Here is a 25,268-nt window from a genome sequence, read left to right as displayed (position 1 = left end):
GAGAGAACAAACGCCCGAGTTTGTCTGGAGTTTGTGTGAAGAACGCCGGATCGACAGACAGTTTTTTCAATCTGCAATACAAAGACATTATCGCAATTATTTGTCTCTTTATTTGATTAAAAAATGAATGGATATTTATGAAAAATAGAAGGACACATAAAATGTCTCACCTTCCTGGATTTTTTGCCGTATTGTTTTCATTACTCTTTCTGTCGACCAATGCTTTCGCGGAATGTGTCGTCCACCCGAAATGCAAAAGAGCGCAGGACCAAGCCTTGTTTTTAGTCGCCAGGATCAACTCATCGTCCGGAGGTTCATCCGTACACGAAACTGCGGAGAAAGCATTATGCATCGCCATGGCCGCAGCCAATGCAGACTCTCTCTGTAAAAAAGAAGCTTTATCAGAATATAATGATGAAGAATGCGCCGCACAGTATAGTCAGATGTTTGACGCTCATTTACAGACTGTGGGCCAATCTGAAGAAACGGCCATAAAAAGTTACGGTGGTTCGGGTGAATATAAATCTAATTGCTCGAAATACTGACCGTCTTATTTACAAAAATCCCCAGCATTCTCCGATAAACGGAAGTGCTCAAACTTTACCTCATGGATATTTCCGGTTGGGTGGAACTGGACCGGACGAAACGATAATGACACAGCCTCGCCCCCGCAGTCCGTACAGCCATAAATGCGCGTCATCCTGCCTTGTTCAGACTGAAGATCGCAACGCTCTTTATCTGAGAAAACCGCGAGGTTCACTGGTGCCGGTTAGAGGATTCGAACCCCTGGCCCCATCATTACGAATGACGTGCTCTACCAACTGAGCTAAACCGGCCCGCCTTGCGGTGGGTGGCTTCTAGCGCAGGTGCATAAGCAGTGCAAGCCTGTAATGCCGAGATCGGAAAATATTTTCCGCGCCAGATTCATGCTTCATTTCAAAGGGTTAAAATGAATTGGGGAGATTCAGGTGCAGAAAAAATCTCTCCACAAACATTGAGCAAGATTCTTTTGTCAGTGGCCCTTTCACACATTCACAAGACCGTGAGAAGCGTCAACAAATCGCTCATAGCCTTATCTCGCGGGGTCCAAATTCACTGATGAAAATTACATTTTATATTGTAAAATCAATTTAGTAACTGAACACCATACATTCTCCTGACCTGATCATTCCCAACTCTGGAGGCTAAGGGCTGCCATGCGACAGAACTGTGGCGAAGAGCGTCAAGGCAAGGTATCGTTCCTAGTCACAGCCACACAGAATAAGGATGACGTGTCATGGCATGGAACACACCGAAAATCACCGAAGTGCCTTTGGGCGCTGAGATCAACAGCTACGTTTGCGGCCAGAAGAAGTAAGATCCTTTCCGGGATCTTGTTTTCCACAGCCAGAAACGCCGCCCGCCTCGCGCTGGCGGCGTTTTGCATTTACAGACCAGTATCATGATTGACCTTATTGTCCTCGGCGCCGCTGCTGGCGGTGGCTTCCCCCAGTGGAACTCTAACGCGGAAGGCTGCCGACGCGCCCGCTCCGGCGACCCTCTCGCTCCTGCCCGCACGCAGGCGTCCATTGCCATCAGCGGTGACGGTGAGGAGTGGTTCGTGGTCAACGCCTCGCCCGACCTTCGTCAACAGATCAACCAGACCCCAGCCCTTCATCCCAAGACCGGCCTGCGGTCTACACCCATCGCTGGTGTCATTCTGACCGGCGCTGAAGTGGACACCATCACCGGCCTTCTCACTATGCGTGAGCGTCAGCCGTTCGAAATTCTGGCGACCCGGCAGGTTCTTGACCAACTCGACGCCAATCCGATTTTTGAAGCCGTGAACCGCTCCGTCGTGACACGCAAGGAATTCCCGCTCGACGAAAGCATTGCGCTCACAAAGTCAGATGGAACGCCAGCCGGACTATCCGTCACGGCTTTTGCTGTGCCCGGAAAGGTTCCACTTTACGCAGAAAAGGGCGCGAACCCGGCGGAAATCGTTGAAAACGGTGAGACTGTCGGGCTGGAAATCACGGACGGCAAGCACCGCACTCTGTTCATTCCGGGCTGCGCCTGCATGAACGATCGGCTTCGCGCACGCCTGAAAGATGCAGACCTTGTGCTGTTCGACGGCACGTTGTGGACTGACGACGAGATGATCAAGGCGGGACTTGGCGAAAAAACCGGCAAGCGTATGGGCCACATGTCGGTCAATGACACAGACGGCACGATTGCCGCCTTCCGCGATCTGAACGTGCAGCGCAAGGTCTTCATCCACATCAACAACTCGAATCCCATTCTACTGGCCGACACTCCCGAACGAGCCGAGACGGAAGCCGCAGGGTGGGAAGTCTCTTATGACGGCATGAGGATCACCCTATGAGCGTATCCCCTCTTTCCCCCGCCGAGCTGGAAGCCGCACTGCGCGCGATCGGTGCCGAGCGCTATCATAACCGGCACCCGTTCCATCGGGCGCTGCATGACGGGAAGCTCAATAAGGGGCAGGTGCAGGCATGGGCGCTGAACCGCTACTATTATCAGGCGCGTATCCCGGCCAAGGACGCCACTCTTCTCGCCCGTCTACCTACGGCGGAGCTTCGCCGTGAATGGCGACGTCGCATCGAGGATCATGATGGCGACACTCCGGACACAGGCGGCATCGCCCGCTGGCTGCGTCTGACGGACGGCCTCGGTCTGAACCGTGAGTATGTGGAATCCCTTGAAGGCCTGCTGCCCGGCACCCATTTCGCTGTAGATGCCTATGTGCATTTCGTCGGGGAAAAGACCATTCTGGAAGCCATCGCCTCCTCTCTCACCGAGTTGTTCTCGCCGACCATCATTTCCGAGCGGGTCGCCGGGATGCTGCGAAACTACGACTTCATCACAGAGGAAACTCTGGCCTACTTCACGCCCCGGCTGACACAGGCTCCGCGTGATTCCGACTTCGCGCTTGCCTATGTGAAGGAGCATGCCCGCACCGTGGAACAGCAGAACGCCGTACTCAACGCCCTAAAATTCAAGTGTGGCGTCCTGTGGTCCATGCTGGATGCGCTGGATTATGCTTATGTCACGCCGGGCAACATTCCGCCGGGTGCGTTCCGGCCTGCATGATGACATCTCCCTCTCCTGCCCTGTCAGAAAATCTTGTCCCGGCTTTCGCGCGGGGCACACGGCTTCAGCATGACAGGGTGCGCGACCAGTGGATCGTTCAGGCTCCGGAGCGTGCCTTTCTGGCTGACCCGATCGCTGCGGAAATCCTGAAGCGGGTGGATGGCGCGACGTCTCTCCAGACGATCATCGACATTCTGGCCGCAGATTTTGCAGCCCCGCGTGAGGTGATTGCGGGTGATGTGCTGACCATGGTCACCTCGCTGGCTGAGCGTCAGGTGCTGATATGGAAGGCATGACCGCCCCACCACCGATGAGCCTGCTGGCGGAGCTGACACATCGCTGCCCGCTGCAATGCCCCTACTGCTCCAATCCACTGGCTCTGGAGCCGAAGAACAACGAACTCTCTACCGAGGAATGGCTTCGCGTCCTCGATGAAGCGGCGGCTCTCGGCATCCTTCAAGTGCATTTTTCCGGTGGCGAGCCGATGGCGCGCAAGGATCTGCCGGAGCTTGTGAGCCACGCCGCCAAGGCTGGTCTTTACAGCAACCTGATCACGTCCGGCGTATTGATGGATCGAGACAGTCTGGCGAAGCTCGCTGACGCCGGACTTGATCATGTCCAGCTTTCCTTTCAGGACGTTGACCCGAAGCTGGCTGAAATCATCGGCGGCATGAAAGGTGCGCAGCCCCGCAAGATCGAAGCAGCCCGACTGGTCGTGGAAGACGGGATGCCGCTGACCCTTAACTTCGTCATTCATCGCCTGAATGCCGACCGGGTGCCGGCCATGCTGGATCTGGCGGAAGAACTGGGTGCACGTCGGGTCGAGATCGCCCACACGCAGTATTACGGCTGGGGGCTGAAAAACCGTGCGGCCCTGCTGCCCACACGTCACCAGCTTGAAGCGACTGAAAAGGCTGTCGCAGAAGCGCGGGAGCGGTTTGGTTCACGTCTTGCCATCGACTTTGTGACACCGGACTATTACGCCGACGAACCCAAGCCCTGCATGGGAGGATGGGGGCAGCGTTTTCTCAACATCACGCCATCTGGTCGGGTGCTGCCGTGTCATGCGGCGGAGACCATACCGGGCGTTGTGTTCCCGACAGTGCGTGAAGCGTCACTGAAGGATATCTGGGAAAAGTCGAAGCTGTTCCAGATGTTCCGTGGTGTGGACTGGATGCCGGAACCCTGCCGCTCCTGTGATCGTAAGGAAATCGACTGGGGTGGCTGCCGCTGTCAGGCACTTGCCCTGACCGGGCGCGCTGACGCTGCTGATCCTGTCTGCCGTCGATCTTCTGACCGTGGTGTGGTGGATGCGGCCCTGTCGGAAATCAATGGAGCGATCAGCCCTGCGTCGGAGACCTTTGTCTACCGACGCTATGGTTCAGGCGACTAACCACCTCGACTTGAGGCAGAAAGGAAAATCTTTCTGCCTCAATGGTGAGATCAACCGTTGGTCTTGGCCCATTCCGGGTGATGCTTGACCGTGATGTCACGGCCTTTCAGCATCAGATCCCAATACACATGCGGGAAGACCTTGGCCTTGAGCATCCACGCGAAGCTGCTGGGCTTACGCTGGTCATAGGGGAAGCTGGGCGCAGGTTTTCCACCGTAAAGGAATTCCGCCAGCACCACCTTGCCGTAACCGACCGTGAGCGGACAGGCGCCATAGCCGTCGTAGATACCTGTAAGCGGCTTACCTTCCAACGACGCCAGCACATTCGCCACAATAACAGGCGTCTGCGCACGGGCTGCCGCCATGGTCTTGGCGTTGCTTGTGCCGATCACGTCGCCTGCACCAAAAACGGTGTCATATTTTGTGTGACGAAGCGTCGAGGGATCGACATCGACCCAGCCACCCGCTCCGGCGAACGGACTGTTCTTGATGAAGTCCGGGGCACTCTGCGGAGGTGTTACGTGCAGCATGTCGAAGTTACGTGTTTCACGTGACTTGCTGCCGTCCGGTGCTGTCACTTCAAACACCGCGACCTTTGCCTGCCCATCCACTGAGACAAGATTGTGCTTGTAGTGCAGATTGATGCCGTAATAATCGACGGCATACTGAAGCGATGGACGGTAATAGGCTACGCCGAACAGGGCGTCACCCGCCAGCAGGAAGTCTACTTCCGTGCGGTTGAGAACGCCTTCCTTGCGCCAGAAATCCGAGGCCAGATAGGCGATCTTCTGCGGAGCACCTGCGCATTTGATCGGCATCGGCGGCTGCGTGAACAGCGCCTTACCGCCGTTGAGCGTCTGGATGCAGGTCCAGGTATATTCGACATGCTCCATCGAATAGTTGCTGCACACACCATTCTTGCCGAGCGTCTCGCTGAGACCTTCAATCTTGTTCCAGTCGAGTTGGAGGCCGGGACACAGGATCAGGCGACGATAGCCGATGCGCTGACCGTCATCCAGAGTGACAATGTGATCATCAGGCTGGAAAGACTCAGCCGCAGCGCGCAGCCACGTCACATCGGCAGGAATCAGTCCCCCTTCCTGCCGCAGGGTCTGCTTGAGGGTCATGACCCCTGCCCCCACCAGCGTCCAGCCGGGCTGGTAGGCATGGGTCGTTGCCGGGTCAATGATTCCGATGGAGAGAGACGGGCGTTCACGGCGAAGACGGGCCGCTATGGCGATGCCTGCTGTACCGCCTCCGACAATAAGAATGGTGAACTGTTTGTCAGGCTGAACCGGCGTGGCGACTTCAGTCATGATCTTCGTCTCCTTCAAAGGAATGCAGTTTCACATCACGAGTGTGTGTAAGCCTGCGCTCAGAGGAGAGTTGCATCAAGGCCTCTCTCTCATGAGAGCGCGCATATCCGCATTGGGCAATCAACACAGCCTTTTGGACGTGCTGAAAGTGTAGCGACCACCCGCCGCACTCATCGTACGGCAGGCTTCATATCTCAGGCTTCTTCGTTGCCTTTGATCCAAACTTCAACTGGCCCCTGAAGTTTCATCGTCATCGGCTTGCCACGACGGTCAAGCGACTTGCCCACTGCGACCCGCACCCAGTTTTCGCTGAGGCAATATTCCTCAACGTTGGTCTTTTCGACGCCCTTGAAGCGGATACCGATTCCACGGGCCAGAAGCTCTTCGTTGTAGAATGGGCTTTCCGGATCAACGGACAGACGGTCTGGAAGAGTATCGCTCATGAAACAAACACCTGTATCGGGTCAGATATGAAACAGGCCATCCGAAGATGGCCTGCTGAATGATAACCGTTCGAAGAGCGTCTGGCTCAGACGCCGCGGACGATCACACTGGCGTTGGTGCCACCAAAGCCAAAACTGTTTGAGAGCGCAATATTGACCTTACGCTGCTGCGCTTCATGCGCCACGCGGTCGATAATGCTTTCCCGTGATGGGTTGTCGAGGTTGAGCGTCGGCGGAACAACGCCGTCACGAATGGCCAGCATGGAGAACATGGCTTCCACAGCACCGGCAGCACCCAGAAGGTGACCGATGGCTGACTTGGTGGAAGACATGGCCACCTTGCGTCCATCGTCACCAAAGAGACGCTCGACTGCATCCAGCTCAAGATCATCCGCCATGGTGGACGTGCCGTGAGCGTTCACATAACCGATGTCACCCGGCGTGATACCGGCGCTACGGACAGCCGCGAACATGGCGCGATACGCACCCTCATGACCCTCGGCAGGAGCCGTGATGTGATGCGCGTCACCGGACATGCCGTAACCCACGACTTCACCGTAGATCTTGGCGCCACGCTTCTTCGCGTGCTCGTATTCCTCAAGCACAACGATGCCGGCGCCCTCGCCCATGACGAAACCGTCACGGTCGCGGTCCCACGGGCGGGAAGCCTGTTTCGGGCGATCGTTGAAACCGGTGGAAAGCGCACGGGCCGAGCAGAACCCAGCGATACCGAGCTTGCAGACCGTTGCCTCAGCACCACCGGCGATCATCACATCGGCGTCGCCGAGCATGATGAGACGCGCGGCATCACCAATCGCATGAACGCCTGTGGCGCAGGCTGTCACCGCTGAATGATTCGGCCCTTTGAAACCGTACCGGATCGATACGTTTCCGGATACCAGATTGCCCAGCGCCGACGGAATGAAGAACGGAGACAGACGCTTTGCCCGCCCCTCATACACCGTGATGGAGGCATCGTAGATTGTCTGAAGACCACCGATACCGGAGCCGATCTGCACGCCGGTAGCGCAGCGATCTTCCTCCGACTCGGGCTTCCACCCGGAATCCTCGACAGCCTCTGCGGCCGCGATCATTCCGAGATGGATGAAGCGATCCATCTTCTTCTGGTCCTTGACAGGAATCCAGTCCGAAATGGTGAGCTTGCCCTCGGAGGTAGGGCCTTCCGGCACCTCACCACCGATATGCGCCGCAAGTTCGCTCGGATCGAACGAGTGAATACGGTCAATCCCGCTTTCACCCGCGATGAGACGCTTCCAGACGTTCTCGGTACCAAGTCCGAGAGGCGTTACCATCCCCATACCGGTGACGACCACGCGTCTCCGTCCCAAATCTGATCCGCCCGACTGCAGCAAGCTCACTCGCCCCCTGATTTCCAGAACAAAATGGGTCCGCGCACCAGTTGCATGGACCCGTCAGATACAGAGAACCTTAAGCGGCTTTCTGTGCCTCGATGTAATCAATCGCGTCTTTCACGGTTGCGATCTTCTCGGCTGCGTCTTCCGGGATCTCTACGTTGAAAGCCTCTTCAAACGCCATCACCAGTTCGACCGTGTCGAGGCTGTCTGCACCCAGATCGTCGATGAACGACGCGTCCGGTGTCACCTTGCTCTCTTCAACGCCGAGATGCTCGACGACGATCTTCTTAACCTTATCAGCGATTTCGCTCATCTGTTTCTGCTTCCTGTATGCCCAAGCATTTAGGGCTAATGGTTGGCGCTCACCCCGTCCCGGCCACAAGCCGGAGCAGGGCATTCGAACGGGGCAACCGAGGTATGCCCAACGAGGCTGCGGGGGCGATTAGCACGGAAATATTCCCGCCGCCAAGCGGATGCATGAAAAGCATGACGTTTCATGATCGCACCGTGTTCAAAACCGGTCACCTTCCTTAGCTCACGTTTTTGAGAAAAGGTAGTCTCAGCAACGAATTCCAAGCAATTCGTCTTATATCATCGCCATCCCGCCATTGACATGCAATGTCGCACCGGTGACCCATGCTGCCTCTTCCGACGCCAGATAAACCACGGCGGACGCCACATCGTCGGGCGAGCCCATGCGGCCAAGCGGGATAGACCCCACCAGCTTCTCCTTCTGCGCATCCGGCAGCACATCCGTCATCGCCGTGGCGATAAAGCCCGGGGCCACCACGTTCAACGTCACGCCACGGGAGCCGGCTTCCTGAGCCAGAGACTTGGTCATGCCCACCAGACCGGCCTTGGCGGCGGCATAGTTGGCCTGACCGGCATTGCCGGTTGTCCCGACCACTGATGCAATGCTGATGATGCGTCCGGCACGCCGACGCAGCATGCCCTTGAGCGCTGCACGGCAGAGTCGGAACGGCGAAGCCAGATCGACCTCGATCACCTTCGACCAGTCCTCGTCCTTCATGCGGATGGCCAGCATGTCCCGCGTAAGCCCCGCATTATTCACGAGAATATCGAGAGGCGCTCCGGCGACTTCCTCGGCGCGGAACACAAGCTGTTCCGCCGCAGCCGGGTCGGACAGGTCGGCTGCCACGACATGCACACGCTCTCCACCCAGAGCCGCCGCCCGTTCTTCCAGAACGGATTCGCGGGTGCCGGAAAGCACGACCGTCGCGCCCTGCTGGTGAAGCTGACGGGCGATGGCCTCGCCGATGCCGCCAGTTGCGCCGGTAACGAGCGCAACCTTGTTGGAAAGACTGAACATAAATCTCTGTCCTGTTCGAATGAAATCAGACCGAAGGAGGAAAGGACCGTCAGAGGGTCCGGAGAAAACTGTCGATCGTGTCGAGCGTGCCGACAGACTCGGTTTTTGCATCCGGCGCAATCCGACGAATCAGGCCTGAAAGAACTTTGCCCGCTCCGAGTTCCACAAAATGATCGACGCCCATGCCGACCATCGCATCGACACTCTCACGCCAGCGGACCGTACCGGTCACCTGCTTGACCAGCAGTTCACGAATCATGTCGGGAGATGTCACTTTCGCGGCCGTCACGTTGGCAACGATCGGCACGATGGGCGCTTTCACCTCAGCTTTATCCAGAGCCTCTGCCATCTCATCCGCCGCGGGACGCATCAGGGAACTGTGGAATGGAGCAGATACAGGCAGTTTGACGGCCCGTTTGATGCCCTTTTCCTTGGCGATCACAATTGCCCGGTCGATGGCCGCCATCTGACCGGAAATCACGATCTGACCACCGCCATTGTCATTGGCCACTTCAAGAATCTCGCGCTGATCCGGCAGTCCTTCAACTTTGAGAACCGCCGCTTCCTCGCACACTTCCTGCGCCTGCTCAGGTGTCACGCCGATCAGCGCGGCCATACCACCTTCACCAGCGGGCACAGCGCGCTGCATCGCACGACCACGCAGACGCAGCAGACGGGCCGTTTCAGCAATTCCGAAAGAGCGGGCCGCAGCAAGCGCGGAATATTCACCAAGAGAGTGACCGGCCATCAGCGTCGCCTTGGTGGCGAAATCCACGCCCCCTTCCCGCTCCAGAACCCGGACCACGGCCATCGAAACCGCCATCAGGGCAGGCTGGGTGTTTTCGGTGCTGGTCAGTTCTTCCGCCGGGCCTTCAAAAATGATCTTGGAAAGCTTCTGTTCAAGCGCGTCATCAACTTCCTGAAAGACTTCCCGCGCTGCCGGAAACGCATCCGCCAGATCCTGTCCCATGCCGGGAGACTGACTTCCCTGACCCGGAAAAACAAAGGCGTAGACAGACATTCAGTAGCTCCTGGACTGATGATGGAATGCGATCAGCCCGTCGTCCGGCGGGCCTGTAAGTGCGGAAAATCCGGCAATACACAGGGTGATGAAAGGAAAACGTCACGGAATGTCAATGCAGAGGCCATTGTTACCCTTGTTAACAAATCGTCATTCCACGTCAGACATCCTGCAGGAAACCCAGTTTTTTCTTTTTCTGAAAGCGTGAGGACGAAAATGGTTCTGGCAACGGATATTGATGTCAAAGGCACGGACGGCGTCTGGCGGCCGATGACTGTACTGACGGCGCTCTCCATGAAACCTGATGACCGCAAGGCACGAAGCTTCCGGTGCCGCGAATGCAAGGGGCATGTCCGTCTGCACGGCCCATCGAAGAGTGGCACGATGCAAGCTCATGCGGAACACGCCACTGGGCGGGTTGCCCTCGCAGCGACCGTTACGATGAACACGGCTTACGTCCGCATCCCAACCCCGCTCTCTAAGAACGAAGCGTCCTACTGAGAAAAGCGCCAGATCAGCACCAGCAGGACATCCCAGACTGTCGCCGGGTATTCCCGCAGATGCACCCAAAGCCTGCGCCTGCGTGACAAATCGGTGCGCGAAGGCGCGGAAACAGATACGGTGATCCAGCCCAGCGCCCGCAGCATGGCGACACAGCGCATCATGTGAAAATCACTTGTGACGACTGCTACAGGGCCACCATATCCCCGCGCATGCAGAAGCTTCGTGCAGGCAATGGCGGAATCACACGTATCAGCCGAGCCATCCTCCCGCAGGATGGCTTCTTCCGACACGCCCGCCGACAACAGCAGATCGGCCATCACATCCGCTTCGGTCCGTCCGGCCTGCGGAATGCCACCGGTCACGACATACAGGCTGTCACTGTGTTGTGCGCCAAAACCAAGTGCGGTCCGCACACGCGCCAAGAGAGTGGGCCGCGGCGAGCCGTCAGGATATAGAGCGGCGCCAAAAACGATGACAGGAAGCATCTCGGTTCTTCAGGAAGACGGCAGAGAGACCGCAAGCAGTCCAAAAGGAGCTAACGCCGCCACGGTGTCCCGCCACACGGTTTCGAACTGGGATGCATCAACCCCGCGCGTCTCTAGCCGGGCCGCGAGATCCGCCACCGTGTTGCGCCCGTCGATCAACGGAAAAATTCCGCGTGCCTGCGGAGGAAGCTGCACGGCCACCGCCTCGCTTCCCTCACCCACACTCAACTGATGTGTGTCAGTCATAGCCATGGCGAGGCGGATACCCTCCACGCCATGAAGCTGCGGAACAGCCTGCGGGTCCATGCAATCTGGCGTGACCGACGACACTCTCCGCCCTCCTCAGCGAGGCAGAAGCTTGCCGCGCTGCCATTCCTCGGCAGCTTCATCAGCGCTCATGCCCAGATGACGGACTGCGTTGTCGAGGGCGCTCACAACCTTGTTGCCAAGCGTCAGTTCATCCAGCTCGTCAATCAGATCGCTATCCGCCTTTGCGCGCGATTCCTTGTTGATCAGCAGACGCGCTTCCAGTTCTGGGCCTGCCGCACCTTTAGGGTCAGCAAGCGGACGAAGTGGGATGGAGTGAATGAGATAGCACGGCGTGAAAAGCGGCAGGACGACAGGCTCTCCAGCTTCCACCGCAGCTGCGGCTGTCTCGTACGCCTGCTCATCCGGCTGGGATTCTATGGTGAATCCCGCTTCCGTCAGACGATAGCCCGCCACAACCTGCCGCACCCGGGAAACAAGGCTTTCCGGGGTGATGAGATTGCGCGCAACGGATGACGCCGCCAGCCCTTCGATTGAGGACAGTCCTGACAGGGCGCTTCCCGCACTTTCCGAAACAAAGAAACCGAAGCTGGGGCGATACAGATTACCCAGTGTTTCCACGACGGGAGAGAGAAGTCCCTCATCCATCGTCGGCAGCCATGCCGTGGCGAAAAGATCAATCTCCCCGTCGGTCATCATTTTCGCAAGAGAGGCGTCATCTCCCGCGATGTAATCCGGCTCGATCTCATAAGCCTCCAGAACTCGCGCAACGGCTGCCGCAACCACAGCGTGCAGAGGAGTGTTCCGATAGGCGAGTGTAAATGCGGTCATCAGGAAATGTTCTTTTCTGTATCCAAAGAAGGAAGAGGCGGAACGAGGGTCCGTCAGTTCAGGACGGCCCTCCGAAAGTCAGTCGCAGACTACCAGATTTTTACCCGCTGGTCCGGTGAAAGATACAGCTTCTGGTCAGGCTGCACATTCCAGGCCTTGTACCAGGCGTCGATGTTGTGCGCAGGCAGATTGACGCGGGCGGCGGGAGCCGAATGTGGGTCGATCACGGCCAGCTGTCTGGCGCGATCCTCACGCACCTTCATCCGCCAGACCTGCGCCCATCCCAGAAACACGCGTTGATCACCGCTTATACCGTTCAGAATCGGCATATCCTTGCCAGTCAGGGAAGCATGATAGGCATCCAGCGCCAGAGTCAGACCGCCGAGATCAGCGATGTTCTCGCCCATTGTCAGCTTGCCGTTCAGATGCACGCCCGGCAGCACTTCAAACGCATCATACTGCGCGCCCAGCCGTTCGCCGAGTTTCTCGAAACGGGCGGCATCCTCTTTGGTCCACCAGTCGCTCAGACGGCCATTTTCATCGAATTTGCGACCTTCATCATCGAAACTGTGCGTCATCTCGTGGCCGATAACGCCGCCGATCGCACCGTAATTGACGGCGTCATCCGCGTGCGGGTCAAAAAATGGCGGCTGAAGGATCGAGGCCGGGAACACAACCTCGTTGAAGACCGGATTGTTGTAGGCGTTCACCGTCTGCGGCGTCATATCCCACTCATCGCGATCCACCGGCTTGCCGAGATGCGCCAACCAGTAACGCCACTCAAAGGCGACTGCGCGGGCGGCGTTGCCATACACGTCACCCGATGTGACCGTCAGATCGCTGTAATCACGGGATTTCTTGGGATAACCGACCTGAATGTCAAAGTGATCCAGCTTGACAAGCGCGTGCTGCTTTGTGGCCTCGGACATCCAGCTGTTATTCTGGAGCCTGACCCGGAACGCCGCTTTCAGGCGGGTCGTGAGCGCCTCCATTTTGACCTTGCTCTCAGGCGGAAAATACCGGTCGACATAAATCTTGCCAATCGCCCAGCCCATCGCGTTGTCCGTGGCGTCCGTTGCCCGTTTCCAGCGCGCTGCCAGTTTCGGCTGCCCCGCTATGGTCTTGCGGTTAAAGTCATAGGACGCGTTTACAAAGGCGGAAGACAACGTCGAGGCGGAGTTGTTGATCAGATGGAAGGCCAGCCACGCCTGCAAAACCGGCAGTGGCGCAGCCCCCAGCAGTTTCGCCTGTCCGGTAATCGCGGAAGGCTCACCAACGATAATTCTGGCGGCGTCTGCCTGCTGCACTGTCAGGCCAGCGCCATCCAGCCACGCGCTCCAATCAAAGCCCGGCGCTTTTTCTGTCAGGCTGGCGACTGTAAACGGATTGTAGGTCTTGTCGGGATCACGCAGATCAACACGCGGCCAGTGCACTTCGGCCAGCTTGCTTTCCAGCGCAACAATATCCTTCGCGCGAGCCTCGGCGTCCTGCCAGCCCACAAGGGTCAGCATTTTCGCGATATAGGCTTCATACGCCGTCTTTTTCGCAGCGAATTCCGGCTTCAGATAATAGTCCCGGTCGGGCATGCCCAGACCACCCTGATCCAGCGTGAGCGCGAACCGTGTCGGATCCTTGGCGTCCGGCTGTATGTACAGGGAGAAGGCGGAAAACTGGAAAGATGTCTGTCCGGTTCCGATCAGATGAGCGAATTCAGCTGACGTTTTTAGCGCCCGGATGGCCGCAAGATCGTCCTGAAGGGGCCTCGCTCCCAGCGCCTCGACCGCTTTTTCATTCATGAAGCTGGTATAATACACCGCCAGCTTCTGCTCCGTCGTCTGCGGCGCGACAATGCGTTTTTTCGCCAGATCCGCAAGGATGTCACGCACGCGCTTCTGGGACAGATCACGCAGGGCGTCGAACACACCGAAAGACGTCCGGTCAGGCGGGATCGTAATGGCTTTTACGGCCTGTCCATTCGCATAATCGAAGAAATCATTGCCGGGCAAAAGCGTCGTATCGCGTCCGGCCAGATCAAACCCCCAGGGCTTGATGGCAGGCCCATGCTCGGCTGTGGCGGCCATCGCTGGTGTGGCCAGACTTGAGGCCAGCATCAGGCTGGACAGGGAGGAAAAAAGGACGGACTGACGGACTTTATTCTTCAAACGCGACATACAGGGACAACACCTTGGTGACACAGGAACGATCGCTCGCTCCCTGTTTCAACGATCTGTTGCGATCATGGTAGGACGCCGATTGGCACCGGTCAAAATCATGCTGTCCCCTGGGATACGTTCAGGTGCCGATTACCACCGCTTCCCGCTCAAAACTGCGCTGACGACGGCGGATCAGGGCAAATACCAGTCGCGCAGCAAGAGCGTGCAGCCGGCTATGCGGCTTGAAACCGATGGTCTTGAAGACCATGCCCGTCACCCGATCGATATGTTTCTGGCGATAGGATTTGAGCGCGCGCGACATATAACCGGCGATGCAGCGCTTGCGTTCATAACGTACCGAAGGCGGTTCGTTTGTCGTGTAATAGGCGGAAGCGAGTTCATCGTCCTCGCTCTCCGTAATACGGCCCAGAGCGATCCGTGTGCGCGCCCAGGCACCGAGGCGCTCCCGCTTCAGATAACGGCGCATGTGGTCGTAGAACAGTTTGAAATGCCGGTATTCATCAGCGGCGATCTGCTTGCAGATGGCCTTTAGAAGAGGCTCCTCCGTCGCGTCCGCCAGCGATGAATAGAAAGAAGATGTCCCGGTTTCCACCATACATCGTGCAATCAACTCACCGGTGCGGGAACCGCGAACGGACGATGTCGTGTTCAGGTCAATATGGAACGTGTTGCGATAGCGTTCGAACGCTGTCGGATAATCCCATGACGGGTCAGCCAGCATGGCCCAGCGTCCCAGAGCATCCCCGTGCTGGATTTCCTCAAGCGCCCAATTGTCGGCTGCTTCCTGAAAATCCGCATCGTCAGAAAAGACGTGATTCAGGTAAACAGCGTAATCCACACTGTTACGCTCAACGACAGAGGCAGCCTTCACAACGGCCACAATATCCGGGTCAACTTTGGATGGCTCGAAACTGCTCCAGTCCATCTGATCGATATGCCAGTGCTTCATTGCCTCCCCCGTCCTGAACCTATGGCGTCAAACGCCCTCGCCTGCGCCTAAATGCCAGGCAGGTCAAGAGAAAAGCTCAAAAAGGACGGACGGGCTGAGCCTGCACGAAAACACCGAGAGCTGTCAGGAATTATCTCTTGCCGTCAGCTTTTTTCGCGGAGCCTTTGCTTTTAAAGTCGGAGAGGTGCCCTTCTCGATATCCGTACGCTGAGAGGACAGGGAGGCTGTGCGAGACAGCAGAAAACTTTCCGAACCAGAACGAATCTGTGTTCTGGTCACACGCTCCACCGACGCAAGCAGTTGATCGGCTGTGACCGGCTGTCCGAACAGCCACCCCTGCCCGCATTCCACACCCAGTTCTTTCGCCAGAGCCGCATCGACTTCGGTTTCGATCATTTCTGCAACCGTTCTGCAACCGAGTTCAAAGGAACAGCGGGCAATCGCCCTGATCAGAATTCTGTCGCGTCCACTGCTCATGGCGTTCCGAAAGAAATGTCCATCAATTTTCACAAAATCCACTGGAAAGCGGCGGAGATATTCAAAACTCATCGCACCCGCGCCAAAGTCGTCCAGACAGATCCTGTGGCCCCGCTTCACCAGCCACTGAAGAAAAGAAGTTGCGCCTTCAAAATTGGTAATTCCACGCGTTTCGGTAATTTCGATGAGCAGACGTGACGGACTGACCTTCATTTCCGCAGAGTCCAGAAGATTCATCATCTGACTGGCGAATTCAGCGGATTGCACTGAACGCCCGGAGACATTCAGAGCCAGCTTTATTTCATTGGGAAGCTGCTGAAGCAGCTTGATGGTCTTGACGCAGTTCAGGAGATCAAAGGTGTTGATCATGCCGATCTGCTCGGCAATCTGAATGAAATCACCTGTGTTGGCGATACCCCGGGCAACACCCTCAGCAAACCGCGTCAGAACTTCATAATGCTGAATGATCCCGTTCTTCAGTGTGAGAATGGGCTGCAGCACCTGAAAGAATGTCTCGTCCTTGATGATGTTGCGGCAGGACGTCACCATTCCCCGGTCGCGGTTGTTCGCCGCTGCCAGACAGTCCGGCAGATTTTCGAATGCTATCCCCTGCCGCGTCCTCTCATCAGCAAATGCTTCAAGCGCATAGTTCAGGGCCTTCACTATTTCCTTGTGCTCCATAAGCATCGCGTCGAGAGGCAGCTTCTGGATAAAGGGACGGGTCAGCGGAATCTCTGTCGCCGACGCAATTTTTTCCGCGACAAGGCCGGGGTCGTCCTCAACTTTCTGAAAATAGGCAAAGGCGCCGTTACCAAGACGGGTGACAGCCCCGCTTTCGCTGATCAAACGGAGAATCGCCTCGATTTCCGCATAAACCGCCTTGCCAAGGACGGTGTCCTGCATCGCGGCATTTTTTACCGTCTGAAGCAGACCCAGCATCACAAGATTAAATTGCGCCTTTTCTTCGCCTACCGAAGTCAACCGCTGCGCAACACTCAGAAAGGAGGAGCGATCAAGAAAACCATCCTCGGAGGAAGCCGACGTAAAACCACGATCCAGAATGGTCGCGGTCACAAGACGTTCCCCAACGGTGCCCGGCATGACCGTCATGCTCAGCATGACAACTGTATTTTCACTCTCGCCATGCAAAAACCGGACAGCCGTGCGCCTGACCGGTTCTCCCTGATCGAATGCCTCTACAACCCGCTTCAGAAAGATACGATCCGACGGAATAAGCATGTCGAACAGCGACATGTTTCTGACTGCCCTGGCAGTGTGCCCGGTCAGTTTCTGAATAGCACCGCCGACATGACGGATACGGAAGGCGCGATCCACTTCAAACAGCACATCTGCCGCAGCAAACGCCAGGGCCGCCAGTTGTTCCAACCTACGCTCTACGGAAGCGCTGGCTCTATCATTTTCGTGGAGCCCCATCTGACCCAGCACACTCATCGCAGTTCAATGCGCAATGATGCCCGGCAGAAGATAAAAAGTGCTTAAGCTTCCGGCTCATGGTCACCCACCCCATGAGGAGCGTTGCTTTTCTACTGCATCCTCTACCGGAAAGCGTTCTTCTGCTCGTTGAAAACAGGAGGCATTCCGTGCCAAGATAGATATCCCGCAGATAACAGGAACATCCTCCGGCCATGGCAGACGGCAGCTCCCTCAGCGCCCTTTCTCCGTCCCAGACGAACGCAGGAACGCCGTTACGGCACGACTGGACACGTGACGAAGTCGAAGCGCTTCTGAATCTTCCTTTCCCCGAGCTGATTTACCGGGCACAGACCCTGCACAGGCAGTTCTTCGATCCGACGGAGATCCAGATCTCGACGCTTCTGTCGATCAAGACAGGCGGCTGTCCGGAAGACTGCGCCTATTGCCCGCAGAGCTCACGCCATGACGAGCGGATCAAGGCGGAAAAGCTCATGGCGGTTGACGGTGTGATCGCTGAGGCCAAGCGGGCCAAGGAGGCCGGGGCCGCCCGCTTCTGCATGGGTGCTGCCTGGCGTTCCCCCAAGGATCATGATCTGGAAACGGTCTGCTCCATGATCGAAGGCGTGAAGGCGCTCGGCCTTGAAACCTGCGTCACGCTTGGAATGCTGGATGACCGGCAGGCGCATCGTCTCAAGGACGCCGGGCTGGATTATTACAACCACAATATCGACACCTCGCCGGAATTTTATGGCGAGATCATCTCCACACGCACCTATCAGGATCGTCTCGACACGCTGTCCAACGTCCGCGACGCAGGCATCAATGTGTGCTGCGGTGGCATTGTCGGCATGGGCGAAGGTGAATCAGATCGCGCTGGGATGATCGCGTCACTGGCGTCCATGCCGAAGCATCCCGAGAGCGTGCCGATCAACCTGCTCGTGAAGGTTGCCGGAACACCGCTGCAAACAGCGGAGGAAGTCGATCCGATCGATTTTGTGCGTGTGATCGCCGCTGCACGCATCACAATGCCAGCCAGTCATGTGCGTCTGGCGGCTGGACGCGAGAACATGACGGACGAGGCGCAGACTCTCTGCTTCCTCGCCGGGGCAAACTCGATCTTCTATGGCGAGCGTCTGCTGACGACCCCGAACCCGGCGGCTACACGGGACCGCCAGCTGCTCGATCGGCTGGGCATGAGCACCACCGTTTCGGCAAAATAACTGTGAAGTCCGGTGCAGGAGTATTGATATCCTGCACCGGGACAGTTCTCAGTTAAGGGTAGCATCCAGAGAAATCTCGGTCTTGAACAGCTTCGAAACCGGGCAGTTCTCCTTGGCCTTCTCCGCCAGTTTCTTGAATTCTTCCTGACTGACGCCTGGAACCGTGCCTGTAAGCGTCAGGTGGATTGAAGTGATGGCGAACCCGGCATCCAGCTTGTCCAGCGACACAACAGCCTTTGTATCAAGAGCCGTGGCTGTATAGCCCGCATTGCCGAGGATAAGAGAAAGCGCCATCGTGAAGCACGATGCATGGGCTGCGCCGATCAGCTCTTCCGGATTGGAGCCGGGCTTGCCTTCAAAGCGGGTATTGAAGCCATAAGGCTGGTCCTTCAGCGCGCCACTTTCGGTGGAAATCAGGCCCTTGCCTTCCTTGATGTTCCCTTCCCAGTGGGCTGTGCCGTATTTTTTGATCGTCATTGCAGTCACTCCTTCAAGGCAGTCTGCGTTCCGGCTGGAATCGCCATACGCAGACCATGTGGGAGTCAGAACGCCCGAGAACCAGAGCCGTTTCCGGATGCTCGCAAAGAGATGATGCAGCAAACCGGACAAATCATGTGCATACCGGTGACGATGTTTTGGAATTGTACAGGCTTCAGGGGCGGTGAACGGCCAGTCCAAGATGAAACGCTGGAGAAAACATGGCGGGGGAAAGGCTTTCCTTATGGTCCTGACCGGGCCATTCTCCCGGCTGATGGCCCGTCTCAGCCAATATATTCCTGTGGTTTGTCACACGTTATCTACCGGAGAGTGTTATGAGTGCTGCAACGACTGAAGTCCGTGCTTCGACGGACGTTCTCCTGATTGGCGGAGGTGTCATGAGCGCCACGCTCGGCACCTTTCTCAACACGTTGCAGCCAGACTGGACGATCGACATCTTCGAGCGCCTCGACGATGTAGCGCAGGAAAGCTCAAACGCCTGGAACAACGCCGGGACCGGGCATTCCGCTCTCTGCGAGCTGAACTACACCTCCGAGAATGCCGACGGCAGCATCGACATCAGCAAGGCGCTGAACGTCAACGAACAGTTTCAGGTGTCGCGCCAGTTCTGGTCCTACCTCGTCAAAACCGGCCAGATCGCTAATCCGCGGGACTTCATCACCCCGGTCGCTCATATGAGTTTCGTGTGGGGCGACAAGAACGTCGATTTTCTCCGTCGTCGCTATGAGGCGCTGAAAGACCATCCGCTTTTTTCCGGCATGCGCTATTCGGAAGATCCTGAGCAGCTGCGTCAGTGGATCCCGCTGGTGATGAAGAACCGTCCGGCGGGTGAGAAACTGGCGGCGACGTGGATTGCTTCCGGAACGGACGTCAATTTCGGTGCCCTGTCGCGTCTTCTGATCAAGGCTCTGAAAGAAAAGCCCGGTGTCGCGTTGCATACGGGCCATGAGATCGAGGACATCAAACGCGGCGCTGATGGCCTGTGGAATGTGCGCGTGAAGGCACTGCATACGGGCCAGTCACGCACGATCACCACGCGCTTTCTCTTTATCGGTGCTGGCGGCGCGGCGCTTCCGCTGCTTCAGAAAACCGGCATCCCGGAAGCTCGCGGTTATGGCGGCTTCCCGGTCAGCGGACAGTTCCTGCGCTGCAAGAACCCCGATGTCATCGCCGCTCACCGCGCCAAGGTGTATGGCAAGGCATCGGTCGGCGCACCGCCAATGTCGGTGCCGCATCTCGATACCCGTATGATTGACGGCCAACCAGCCCTGCTGTTCGGACCGTATGCCGGGTTCTCGACCCGCTTCCTGAAAAAAGGCTCGCTGCTCGATCTGCCGCGTTCGATCAATGCCGGTAATATCGGCGCCATTCTGGCCGTGGCCCGCGACAACTGGGCACTCACCAAATATCTGATCCAGCAGGTTCTCCAGAGCAATGCGGACCGGATGAAAGCGCTTCGGGAATTCGTGCCCGATGCCCGTGACGAGGACTGGGAACTGGTTGTTGCTGGTCAGCGTGTGCAGGTCATCAAGTCTGATGCGAAAAAAGGCGGCGTGCTTCAGTTCGGCACGGAAGTGATCAGTTCCGCCGATGGATCGGTGGCAGCGCTTCTTGGTGCTTCACCGGGAGCCTCCACGGCTGCCCCGATCATGCTCAACGTGATCCGCAAGTGCTTTGCCGCCCAGCTTCCGGCATGGGATGCAAAGCTCAAGGAAATGATCCCCTCCTTTGGGCAAAAGCTCTCTGACAACCAGCCGCTTTGCGAGGCACTCCGCAAAGACACAACGGAAGCCCTTCGTCTGGAAGACTGAAAGGTTTCCTGATCCGGACAGGTGGAAGGCTCCCCTGACCGGATCATCACTGCTTTATGAGGCAGACCCTGTAAGGAGACTTTCTGGACAGAAGCATTTTTCTGTTCCGGAAAGTCTCCTTTTGTTTTGCGAAATCAAAAACTGTAAAAGTAATATTTCACATTCACCAAATGAAAGCTCAAACACTATAAATTTCCACGGTTAATTATATTTGTATCTTTTTATAAACAAAAGTGTCCCATCTGCATCAAACATTAACAGCACGTTAATTATACTGTCACCTACGCTCTTCTCTCCAAGGCTATCAGCGCATTCGTGAGTCCACACCAGTCACGAAAGCAAAGTGATGACCGAGACAGATCGCCGTAATTTTCTCAAGCTTTTGACATCGGGCGCTATGGCGACAACGCTGCAGCAGAGCATCGGCAAGGCCGTTGCGATGCCGGCCAATACCCGCACCCGTTCCATTGACGACATCGAACATGTCATTTTCCTTATGCAGGAAAACCGCTCGTTCGATCATTATTTCGGCATGCTTCAGGGTGTCCGGGGCTATAATGATCCTCGCGCTGTTCGTCTGCCTTCCGGCAACACGGTCTGGAGCCAACCTCATGGCACCGACAGGGTCATGCCGTTCCATCCAGATGCGCCGGATATGGGCATGCAGTTCCTTGCCGACCTCCCGCATGACTGGGCGACGACCCACGAAGCCTGGAACAACGGCAACTGGGATGGCTGGATCGCGGCCAAGACCACAACCTGCATGTCGCATCTGGTGCGTGAAGACGTACCGTTCCATTACGCTCTGGCCGACGCCTTCACGATCTGTGATTCCTATCACTGCTCGATCATGGGCGCGACCGATCCCAACCGCTATTATATGTGGACCGGTTATGTCGGAAATGACGGCACGGGCGGCGGTCCGGTGGTCAGCAACGCTGAAGCCGGTTATGGCTGGTCAACCTATCCTGAGCGTCTGGAAGCGGCTGGCGTTTCGTGGAAAGTGTATCAGGATATCGGCACCGGTCTGAGTGCTACCGGCTCATGGGGCTGGACGAGCAATCCCTATATTGGAAACTATGGCGATACATCGCTGCTGTATTTCCACCAGTATCAGAACGCTGCTGACTCCTCCCCACTGGCCCAGAAGGCGCGCACAGGCACCAACACGGCCGTGTCCGGCACGCTGTTTGATATCTTCAAGGCTGACGTCAAAGCCGGAACACTGCCGCAGGTTTCATGGATCGTCGCACCGGAAGCCTATTCCGAGCATCCGAACTGGCCTTCAAACTATGGTGCCTGGTACATTTCGCAGGTTCTCGACATTCTCACGGATAACCCGGATGTCTGGAGCAAGACTGCTCTGTTCATCATGTTCGATGAAAATGACGGTTTCTTTGATCACATCGTTCCTCCCTCACCGCCGCCGTCAACGACGCAGGGCAACTCGACAGTTTCCATCGAAAACGAGATCTATCCCGGCTCATCCAGCTATGTTGCTGGCCCTTATGGTTTCGGTCCACGTGTGCCGATGCTGGTCGTCTCTCCGTGGAGCCGTGGTGGTTGGGTCAACTCGGAGATGTTCGACCACACCTCTCTCATCCGCTTCCTTGAAGCCCGTTTTGCACCGCACTATCCGGGGCTGATCGAAACCAATATCTCACCCTGGCGTCGCGTGGTTTCCGGCGATCTGACATCGGCGTTCGATTTTGAAAACCCGAATACGCGTGTCGCTCCGCTGCCTTCCACAACCAGCTTCGCACCGATCGATACGAAAAGACATGACAGTTACGTCCCGGCAGTGCCCACAAACCAGAGCGTGCCTGTGCAGGAAAAAGGCGTACGTCGGGCAAGAGCGCTTCCTTACGACCTGCACATCCATTCGACCCCGCACGCAAGCGCCGGGAAGATGGTTCTGGGTTTCCACAATACTGGTGACGCAGGCGTTGCTTTCCATGTCCGCGATGCCAATGCGACCGACGTGGCCCGCTTCTACACCATTGAAGACCACAAGCGTCTGAGTGACACATGGTCAGCCTCGGACTCCAACCGGACCTTTGATCTGTCCGTGCATGGCCCCAACGGTTTCTATCGTCTGTTCCAAGGCACATTACGCGGAGGATCGTTTGCTCAGATCGGCGTGAACAGCCGCTCGGAGCGCTTTGAGAACATCCTTCTGATTGATGTGGTCAATCACGCTCACACAAGCGCCCGTCTGCGCATCACGGATGGCTACTCAGGCGAAGTGCTGAGTGGACGTCATGTACTTGAGCCGATGGAGTCCCATGTGCTGACGGTCATGACCAAGGAGACAGGTGGCTGGTATGATCTGACGATTGAGGTTGAGGGGGATTCCAGCTTCAAGGTTCAGCTTGCCGGACATCTGGAAAACGGTTGCGACAGCATTACCGATCCACTGATGGGTGGCGTGCCGGATTTCCGTATGAACGAGAGTGACTACCGACCGCATCGTCCACGGCGTTCGTTCCACCCCTTTGGTGGCTGAATGAAGCAGGCGGCGGACGTTTTTGGTCTGCCGCCATTTTAACCGCACAGTGACAAGGCTGGTTGATCTTACCTTAACTTCTGAAATGAGAATGGCGTCCCAATCATCCGGGACGCCATTTCATCATTCAGTCGGACTAACCACATTCACACAGAATGGGCATCGCCTTTCTTTTCCTTGTCGTTCTGCTCAATTCCCGGAACCTCAATATCGATTTCCAGCATGGAACATCCCGAACCACGGTCCAACTTGACCTGAACCTTGTCCTGATCGACGGCAACGTGCCGACTGATCACTTCCATGATCTCTTTCTGGAGCTGGACCAGAAGATCGGACTTGCCTTCGCCAAGGTTGGCACGTTCATGAGCGAGAAGAATCTGCAACCGGTCACGCGCCACAGGCGCGGACGACTTGCGGTTGAAAAGGTTTGCGAGAAAGCTCATGCAGCACCCCGCTTGAAGAGCCAGTCAAACAGACCTTTCTTCTCCGTAGGAACCGTGACGTCCACCTTTTCTCCGGCCAGACGACGCACAGCCTCGAAATACGCGCGGGCGGGTGCGCTTTCGGGAGCGGCCAGAGTAACAGGCGCACCGAGGTTGGAGGAGCGCAGGACATCCTGGCTTTCCGGAATGATGCCGATCAGCGGGATCGAGAGAATGTCCAGAACGTCATCAACACTCAGCATTTCTCCGCGAGCGGCGCGGGCTGGATCATAACGGGTCAGCAGGAGATGCTTGGGCATCTTTTCGCCCGTCTTCGCCTTCTCTGTCGTGCTGTCCAGCATGCCGATGATACGGTCACTGTCACGCACGGAAGAGACTTCCGGGTTGGTGACGATCACAGCTTGATCGGCGTGCGCCATGGCCAGCTGGGCACCGCGCTCGATACCGGCCGGACTGTCGCAGACCACCCAGTCAAACTTCTCTTTCAGTTCGGCCATGACCTTCGCCACGCCTTCTTCCGTCAGAGCATCCTTGTCACGGGTCTGGGAAGCCGGAAGCAGCGAGAGCGTATCAAGGCGCTTGTCCTTGATAAGCGCCTGATTCAGCTTCGCATCGCCTTGAATGACATTCACCAGATCGAAAACGACCCGACGCTCGGCACCCATCACCAGATCGAGATTCCGCAGGCCAACGTCGAAATCGACCACGACAACGGACTTGCCCGTCTTTGCAAGCGCCGCGCCGAGGGCAGCGGTGGTGGTGGTCTTACCGACGCCGCCCTTGCCGGATGTGACGACGAGAACCTGCGCCATAAACTGTTCGTCCTTATTTCTGTGTCGACCCCTTAATCATCGCATCAAATGGGCCGAATGTGTGTCCAAATCAGGGCCAGGCCCGGAAATTAATATTACGACGAAATATGCCCTACGTTAGAGGCTTAAGAGTAAGCACTTCGTCAACGAGTACAGCCTGCGATGGTTTTCCGATGAGATCTTCCGACATTTCTTCGGCAATCGCATAAAAGCCGTCAATGGCCAGCAGTTCGGGCTGCATCACACGGGCAAAAATCCGTGCCTCGGGACGCCCGACAATCCCCGCAATGGCGCGTCCCCTGAGCGCGCCATACACATGGATCGAGCCGCCAGCCGAGACTTCCGCGCCCGATGCGACAGAACCCAGGATGATGACATCACCTTCCGCCCAGACAATATGCTGTCCGGAACGCACCGGCTCTTCAACAATCAGCGCACCGGGAGTGGGCTCCAGTTCCTCGACGTCATCAAGCGGAATATCTTCCTCGGCGGTAGAACGCCCCCCGCTCAGACCTTCTGGCCAGTTCCAGTCGGCAAAAACCTCTTCATTCCGATCCGCGCCTTCAATCCCGATCACGTGGATATTGCGCTCATCAAGTGCTGGTAGCAGCCCGGCAAGGCCCGGCGTGTCCAGCGGCACAAGCGTGAGATCAAGGATAATCGGTTTGCCCGCAAAAAAACCGGCGGAGCGACTGATCTGATGATCCAGAGCGACGAGCCAGATATCAAGCGGAGCTTCGGGCGTAAGCACCAGAGCGAGAAAGGACCGACCGCCAGCCCGGATGCGCGGCAGGCTTGCAGGATCGACGGAAGCTGTGGACGACGTCACGATCTGGGGCTCATCCCTGGTCTGAAAAATTGTCCGGCGCGTCACCATTGCGACCG

Annotated in this window: 26 protein-coding genes and 1 tRNA gene; 10 read left to right on the top strand and 17 right to left on the bottom strand. The window is 57.0% G+C overall.

The genetic code is table 11. The features are described from left to right. The first annotated feature begins 161 nt into the window (after positions 1–161). Positions 162–545 carry a hypothetical protein gene (locus tag EMQ_RS00730; protein WP_048874167.1) on the top strand — a complete coding sequence of 128 codons (384 nt, stop codon included), beginning with the start codon at positions 162–164 and terminating at the stop codon, positions 543–545. Positions 546–760: 215 nt separating this feature from the next. On the opposite strand, the gene EMQ_RS00725 is transcribed toward EMQ_RS00730, so the two are convergent. Next, positions 761–836 (bottom strand) — tRNA-Thr (locus EMQ_RS00725). A 440-nt stretch (positions 837–1,276) separates the two neighbouring features. Here EMQ_RS00725 and pqqA point away from each other — a divergent pair. From pqqA to pqqE, 5 genes are all read left to right on the top strand, one after another. Beyond that, a complete protein-coding gene (gene pqqA, locus EMQ_RS00720) occupies positions 1,277–1,357 on the top strand; it encodes a pyrroloquinoline quinone precursor peptide PqqA (protein WP_010666882.1) in 81 nt (26 codons plus the stop codon). 84 nt (positions 1,358–1,441) lie between these two features. Further along, a complete protein-coding gene (pqqB, locus tag EMQ_RS00715; protein WP_010666881.1) occupies positions 1,442–2,365 on the top strand; it encodes a pyrroloquinoline quinone biosynthesis protein PqqB in 924 nt (307 codons plus the stop codon). Beyond that, entirely contained in the window at positions 2,362–3,093 is a 732-nt protein-coding gene (gene pqqC, locus EMQ_RS00710) for a pyrroloquinoline-quinone synthase PqqC (RefSeq protein WP_010666880.1), read from the top strand. The genes pqqB and pqqC overlap by 4 nt, the downstream gene beginning before the upstream one ends. Next, positions 3,090–3,389, top strand: a complete 300-nt coding sequence (gene pqqD / locus EMQ_RS00705; protein ID WP_010666879.1) for a pyrroloquinoline quinone biosynthesis peptide chaperone PqqD — start codon at positions 3,090–3,092, stop codon at positions 3,387–3,389. The genes pqqC and pqqD overlap by 4 nt, the downstream gene beginning before the upstream one ends. Beyond that, the gene (gene pqqE / locus EMQ_RS00700; RefSeq protein ID WP_026199912.1) at positions 3,386–4,486 is read left to right on the top strand and encodes a pyrroloquinoline quinone biosynthesis protein PqqE; all 1,101 of its coding nucleotides are present in this window, start codon (positions 3,386–3,388) and stop codon (positions 4,484–4,486) included. Before pqqD ends, pqqE begins: the two co-directional genes overlap by 4 nt. Before the next feature lie 50 nt (positions 4,487–4,536). On the opposite strand, the gene EMQ_RS00695 is transcribed toward pqqE, so the two are convergent. The 6 genes from EMQ_RS00695 to fabD all read right to left on the bottom strand — a co-directional run bounded on the left by EMQ_RS00695 (position 4,537) and on the right by fabD (position 9,972). Continuing rightward, positions 4,537–5,802, bottom strand: coding sequence for an NAD(P)/FAD-dependent oxidoreductase (locus EMQ_RS00695; protein ID WP_010666877.1), 1,266 nt, complete (start codon positions 5,800–5,802; stop codon positions 4,537–4,539). Between the two features lie 194 nt (positions 5,803–5,996). Further along, entirely contained in the window at positions 5,997–6,245 is a 249-nt protein-coding gene (locus EMQ_RS00690; RefSeq protein WP_010666875.1) for a DUF3297 family protein, read from the bottom strand. An 86-nt stretch (positions 6,246–6,331) separates the two neighbouring features. Further along, entirely contained in the window at positions 6,332–7,579 is a 1,248-nt protein-coding gene (gene fabF / locus EMQ_RS00685; protein WP_373278055.1) for a beta-ketoacyl-ACP synthase II, read from the bottom strand. A 115-nt stretch (positions 7,580–7,694) separates the two neighbouring features. Then, positions 7,695–7,934 (bottom strand): acyl carrier protein, encoded by a 240-nt coding sequence (locus EMQ_RS00680; RefSeq protein WP_010666873.1) that lies wholly within the window; start codon positions 7,932–7,934, stop codon positions 7,695–7,697. Positions 7,935–8,207: 273 nt separating this feature from the next. Continuing rightward, a complete protein-coding gene (gene fabG, locus EMQ_RS00675; RefSeq protein WP_010666872.1) occupies positions 8,208–8,951 on the bottom strand; it encodes a 3-oxoacyl-[acyl-carrier-protein] reductase in 744 nt (247 codons plus the stop codon). 49 nt (positions 8,952–9,000) lie between these two features. Beyond that, a complete protein-coding gene (gene fabD, locus EMQ_RS00670) occupies positions 9,001–9,972 on the bottom strand; it encodes an ACP S-malonyltransferase (protein WP_010666871.1) in 972 nt (323 codons plus the stop codon). A gap of 216 nt (positions 9,973–10,188) precedes the next feature. Between fabD and EMQ_RS17080 the strand changes: the two genes are divergently transcribed. Further along, positions 10,189–10,473 carry a hypothetical protein gene (locus EMQ_RS17080; protein ID WP_231367888.1) on the top strand — a complete coding sequence of 95 codons (285 nt, stop codon included), beginning with the start codon at positions 10,189–10,191 and terminating at the stop codon, positions 10,471–10,473. Here the strand turns inward: EMQ_RS17080 and EMQ_RS00660 are convergent. The 6 genes from EMQ_RS00660 to EMQ_RS00635 form a co-directional block, all read right to left on the bottom strand. Further along, positions 10,467–10,961: a YdcF family protein gene (locus EMQ_RS00660; protein ID WP_010666869.1), complete on the bottom strand. Its 495-nt coding sequence runs from the start codon at positions 10,959–10,961 to the stop codon at positions 10,467–10,469. The two genes, EMQ_RS17080 and EMQ_RS00660, sit on opposite strands and share 7 nt — an antisense overlap. Positions 10,962–10,970: 9 nt before the next feature. Then, positions 10,971–11,291 (bottom strand): hypothetical protein, encoded by a 321-nt coding sequence (locus tag EMQ_RS00655; RefSeq protein ID WP_231367889.1) that lies wholly within the window; start codon positions 11,289–11,291, stop codon positions 10,971–10,973. A gap of 12 nt (positions 11,292–11,303) precedes the next feature. Beyond that, positions 11,304–12,059, bottom strand: coding sequence for a glycine betaine ABC transporter substrate-binding protein (locus EMQ_RS00650; protein WP_018307650.1), 756 nt, complete (start codon positions 12,057–12,059; stop codon positions 11,304–11,306). An 89-nt stretch (positions 12,060–12,148) separates the two neighbouring features. Continuing rightward, positions 12,149–14,230: a M13 family metallopeptidase gene (locus EMQ_RS00645; RefSeq protein WP_010667213.1), complete on the bottom strand. Its 2,082-nt coding sequence runs from the start codon at positions 14,228–14,230 to the stop codon at positions 12,149–12,151. 121 nt (positions 14,231–14,351) lie between these two features. Then, the gene (locus tag EMQ_RS00640) at positions 14,352–15,182 is read right to left on the bottom strand and encodes a ferritin-like domain-containing protein (RefSeq protein WP_010667214.1); all 831 of its coding nucleotides are present in this window, start codon (positions 15,180–15,182) and stop codon (positions 14,352–14,354) included. Between the two features lie 123 nt (positions 15,183–15,305). Beyond that, positions 15,306–17,111 (bottom strand): EAL domain-containing protein, encoded by a 1,806-nt coding sequence (locus EMQ_RS00635; protein ID WP_018307651.1) that lies wholly within the window; start codon positions 17,109–17,111, stop codon positions 15,306–15,308. A 194-nt stretch (positions 17,112–17,305) separates the two neighbouring features. Between EMQ_RS00635 and bioB the strand changes: the two genes are divergently transcribed. Continuing rightward, the gene (gene bioB / locus EMQ_RS00630) at positions 17,306–18,313 is read left to right on the top strand and encodes a biotin synthase BioB (protein ID WP_010667216.1); all 1,008 of its coding nucleotides are present in this window, start codon (positions 17,306–17,308) and stop codon (positions 18,311–18,313) included. Positions 18,314–18,361: 48 nt separating this feature from the next. On the opposite strand, the gene EMQ_RS00625 is transcribed toward bioB, so the two are convergent. Next, positions 18,362–18,790, bottom strand: a complete 429-nt coding sequence (locus tag EMQ_RS00625) for an OsmC family protein (protein ID WP_018307652.1) — start codon at positions 18,788–18,790, stop codon at positions 18,362–18,364. Between the two features lie 335 nt (positions 18,791–19,125). Here EMQ_RS00625 and EMQ_RS00620 point away from each other — a divergent pair, with 335 nt between their 5' ends. Further along, entirely contained in the window at positions 19,126–20,622 is a 1,497-nt protein-coding gene (locus EMQ_RS00620) for a malate:quinone oxidoreductase (protein WP_018307653.1), read from the top strand. A gap of 346 nt (positions 20,623–20,968) precedes the next feature. Continuing rightward, positions 20,969–23,128: a phosphocholine-specific phospholipase C gene (locus EMQ_RS00615; protein WP_010668301.1), complete on the top strand. Its 2,160-nt coding sequence runs from the start codon at positions 20,969–20,971 to the stop codon at positions 23,126–23,128. 146 nt (positions 23,129–23,274) lie between these two features. Here the strand turns inward: EMQ_RS00615 and minE are convergent, their stop codons facing one another. From minE to minC, 3 genes are all read right to left on the bottom strand, one after another. After that, a complete protein-coding gene (gene minE, locus EMQ_RS00610) occupies positions 23,275–23,571 on the bottom strand; it encodes a cell division topological specificity factor MinE (protein WP_010668302.1) in 297 nt (98 codons plus the stop codon). Beyond that, positions 23,568–24,383: a septum site-determining protein MinD gene (minD, locus tag EMQ_RS00605; protein ID WP_010668303.1), complete on the bottom strand. Its 816-nt coding sequence runs from the start codon at positions 24,381–24,383 to the stop codon at positions 23,568–23,570. The genes minE and minD overlap by 4 nt, the downstream gene beginning before the upstream one ends. A gap of 112 nt (positions 24,384–24,495) precedes the next feature. After that, the gene (minC, locus tag EMQ_RS00600) at positions 24,496–25,260 is read right to left on the bottom strand and encodes a septum site-determining protein MinC (protein WP_010668304.1); all 765 of its coding nucleotides are present in this window, start codon (positions 25,258–25,260) and stop codon (positions 24,496–24,498) included. Between the last annotated feature and the right edge of the window lie 8 nt (positions 25,261–25,268).

This window comes from Acetobacter aceti NBRC 14818, from assembly GCF_000193495.2.
GTDB classification, from domain to species: Bacteria; Pseudomonadota; Alphaproteobacteria; order Acetobacterales; family Acetobacteraceae; genus Acetobacter; species Acetobacter aceti.
Note: the sequence above shows the minus strand (reverse complement) of the source record. Positions and strands in the feature narration are given on the sequence as shown.

Coding starts and splice junctions, on each gene's coding strand:
- EMQ_RS00625 (WP_018307652.1), bottom strand. CDS start 18,790: ATGACGATCAAAAAATACGGCACAGCCCACTGGGAAGGGAACATCAAG.
- EMQ_RS00620 (WP_018307653.1), top strand. CDS start 19,126: ATGAGTGCTGCAACGACTGAAGTCCGTGCTTCGACGGACGTTCTCCTG.
- EMQ_RS00635 (WP_018307651.1), bottom strand. CDS start 17,111: ATGAGTGTGCTGGGTCAGATGGGGCTCCACGAAAATGATAGAGCCAGC.
- pqqB (WP_010666881.1), top strand. CDS start 1,442: ATGATTGACCTTATTGTCCTCGGCGCCGCTGCTGGCGGTGGCTTCCCC.
- pqqC (WP_010666880.1), top strand. CDS start 2,362: ATGAGCGTATCCCCTCTTTCCCCCGCCGAGCTGGAAGCCGCACTGCGC.
- EMQ_RS00640 (WP_010667214.1), bottom strand. CDS start 15,182: ATGAAGCACTGGCATATCGATCAGATGGACTGGAGCAGTTTCGAGCCA.
- minC (WP_010668304.1), bottom strand. CDS start 25,260: ATGGTGACGCGCCGGACAATTTTTCAGACCAGGGATGAGCCCCAGATC.
- EMQ_RS00690 (WP_010666875.1), bottom strand. CDS start 6,245: ATGAGCGATACTCTTCCAGACCGTCTGTCCGTTGATCCGGAAAGCCCA.
- EMQ_RS00615 (WP_010668301.1), top strand. CDS start 20,969: ATGACCGAGACAGATCGCCGTAATTTTCTCAAGCTTTTGACATCGGGC.
- EMQ_RS00730 (WP_048874167.1), top strand. CDS start 162: ATGTCTCACCTTCCTGGATTTTTTGCCGTATTGTTTTCATTACTCTTT.
- EMQ_RS00650 (WP_018307650.1), bottom strand. CDS start 12,059: ATGACCGCATTTACACTCGCCTATCGGAACACTCCTCTGCACGCTGTG.
- fabG (WP_010666872.1), bottom strand. CDS start 8,951: ATGTTCAGTCTTTCCAACAAGGTTGCGCTCGTTACCGGCGCAACTGGC.
- pqqE (WP_026199912.1), top strand. CDS start 3,386: ATGACCGCCCCACCACCGATGAGCCTGCTGGCGGAGCTGACACATCGC.
- minE (WP_010668302.1), bottom strand. CDS start 23,571: ATGAGCTTTCTCGCAAACCTTTTCAACCGCAAGTCGTCCGCGCCTGTG.
- bioB (WP_010667216.1), top strand. CDS start 17,306: ATGGCAGACGGCAGCTCCCTCAGCGCCCTTTCTCCGTCCCAGACGAAC.
- minD (WP_010668303.1), bottom strand. CDS start 24,383: ATGGCGCAGGTTCTCGTCGTCACATCCGGCAAGGGCGGCGTCGGTAAG.
- pqqD (WP_010666879.1), top strand. CDS start 3,090: ATGATGACATCTCCCTCTCCTGCCCTGTCAGAAAATCTTGTCCCGGCT.
- EMQ_RS00660 (WP_010666869.1), bottom strand. CDS start 10,961: ATGCTTCCTGTCATCGTTTTTGGCGCCGCTCTATATCCTGACGGCTCG.
- pqqA (WP_010666882.1), top strand. CDS start 1,277: ATGGCATGGAACACACCGAAAATCACCGAAGTGCCTTTGGGCGCTGAG.
- EMQ_RS00645 (WP_010667213.1), bottom strand. CDS start 14,230: ATGTCGCGTTTGAAGAATAAAGTCCGTCAGTCCGTCCTTTTTTCCTCC.
- EMQ_RS00695 (WP_010666877.1), bottom strand. CDS start 5,802: ATGACTGAAGTCGCCACGCCGGTTCAGCCTGACAAACAGTTCACCATT.
- EMQ_RS00680 (WP_010666873.1), bottom strand. CDS start 7,934: ATGAGCGAAATCGCTGATAAGGTTAAGAAGATCGTCGTCGAGCATCTC.
- fabD (WP_010666871.1), bottom strand. CDS start 9,972: ATGTCTGTCTACGCCTTTGTTTTTCCGGGTCAGGGAAGTCAGTCTCCC.
- EMQ_RS17080 (WP_231367888.1), top strand. CDS start 10,189: ATGGTTCTGGCAACGGATATTGATGTCAAAGGCACGGACGGCGTCTGG.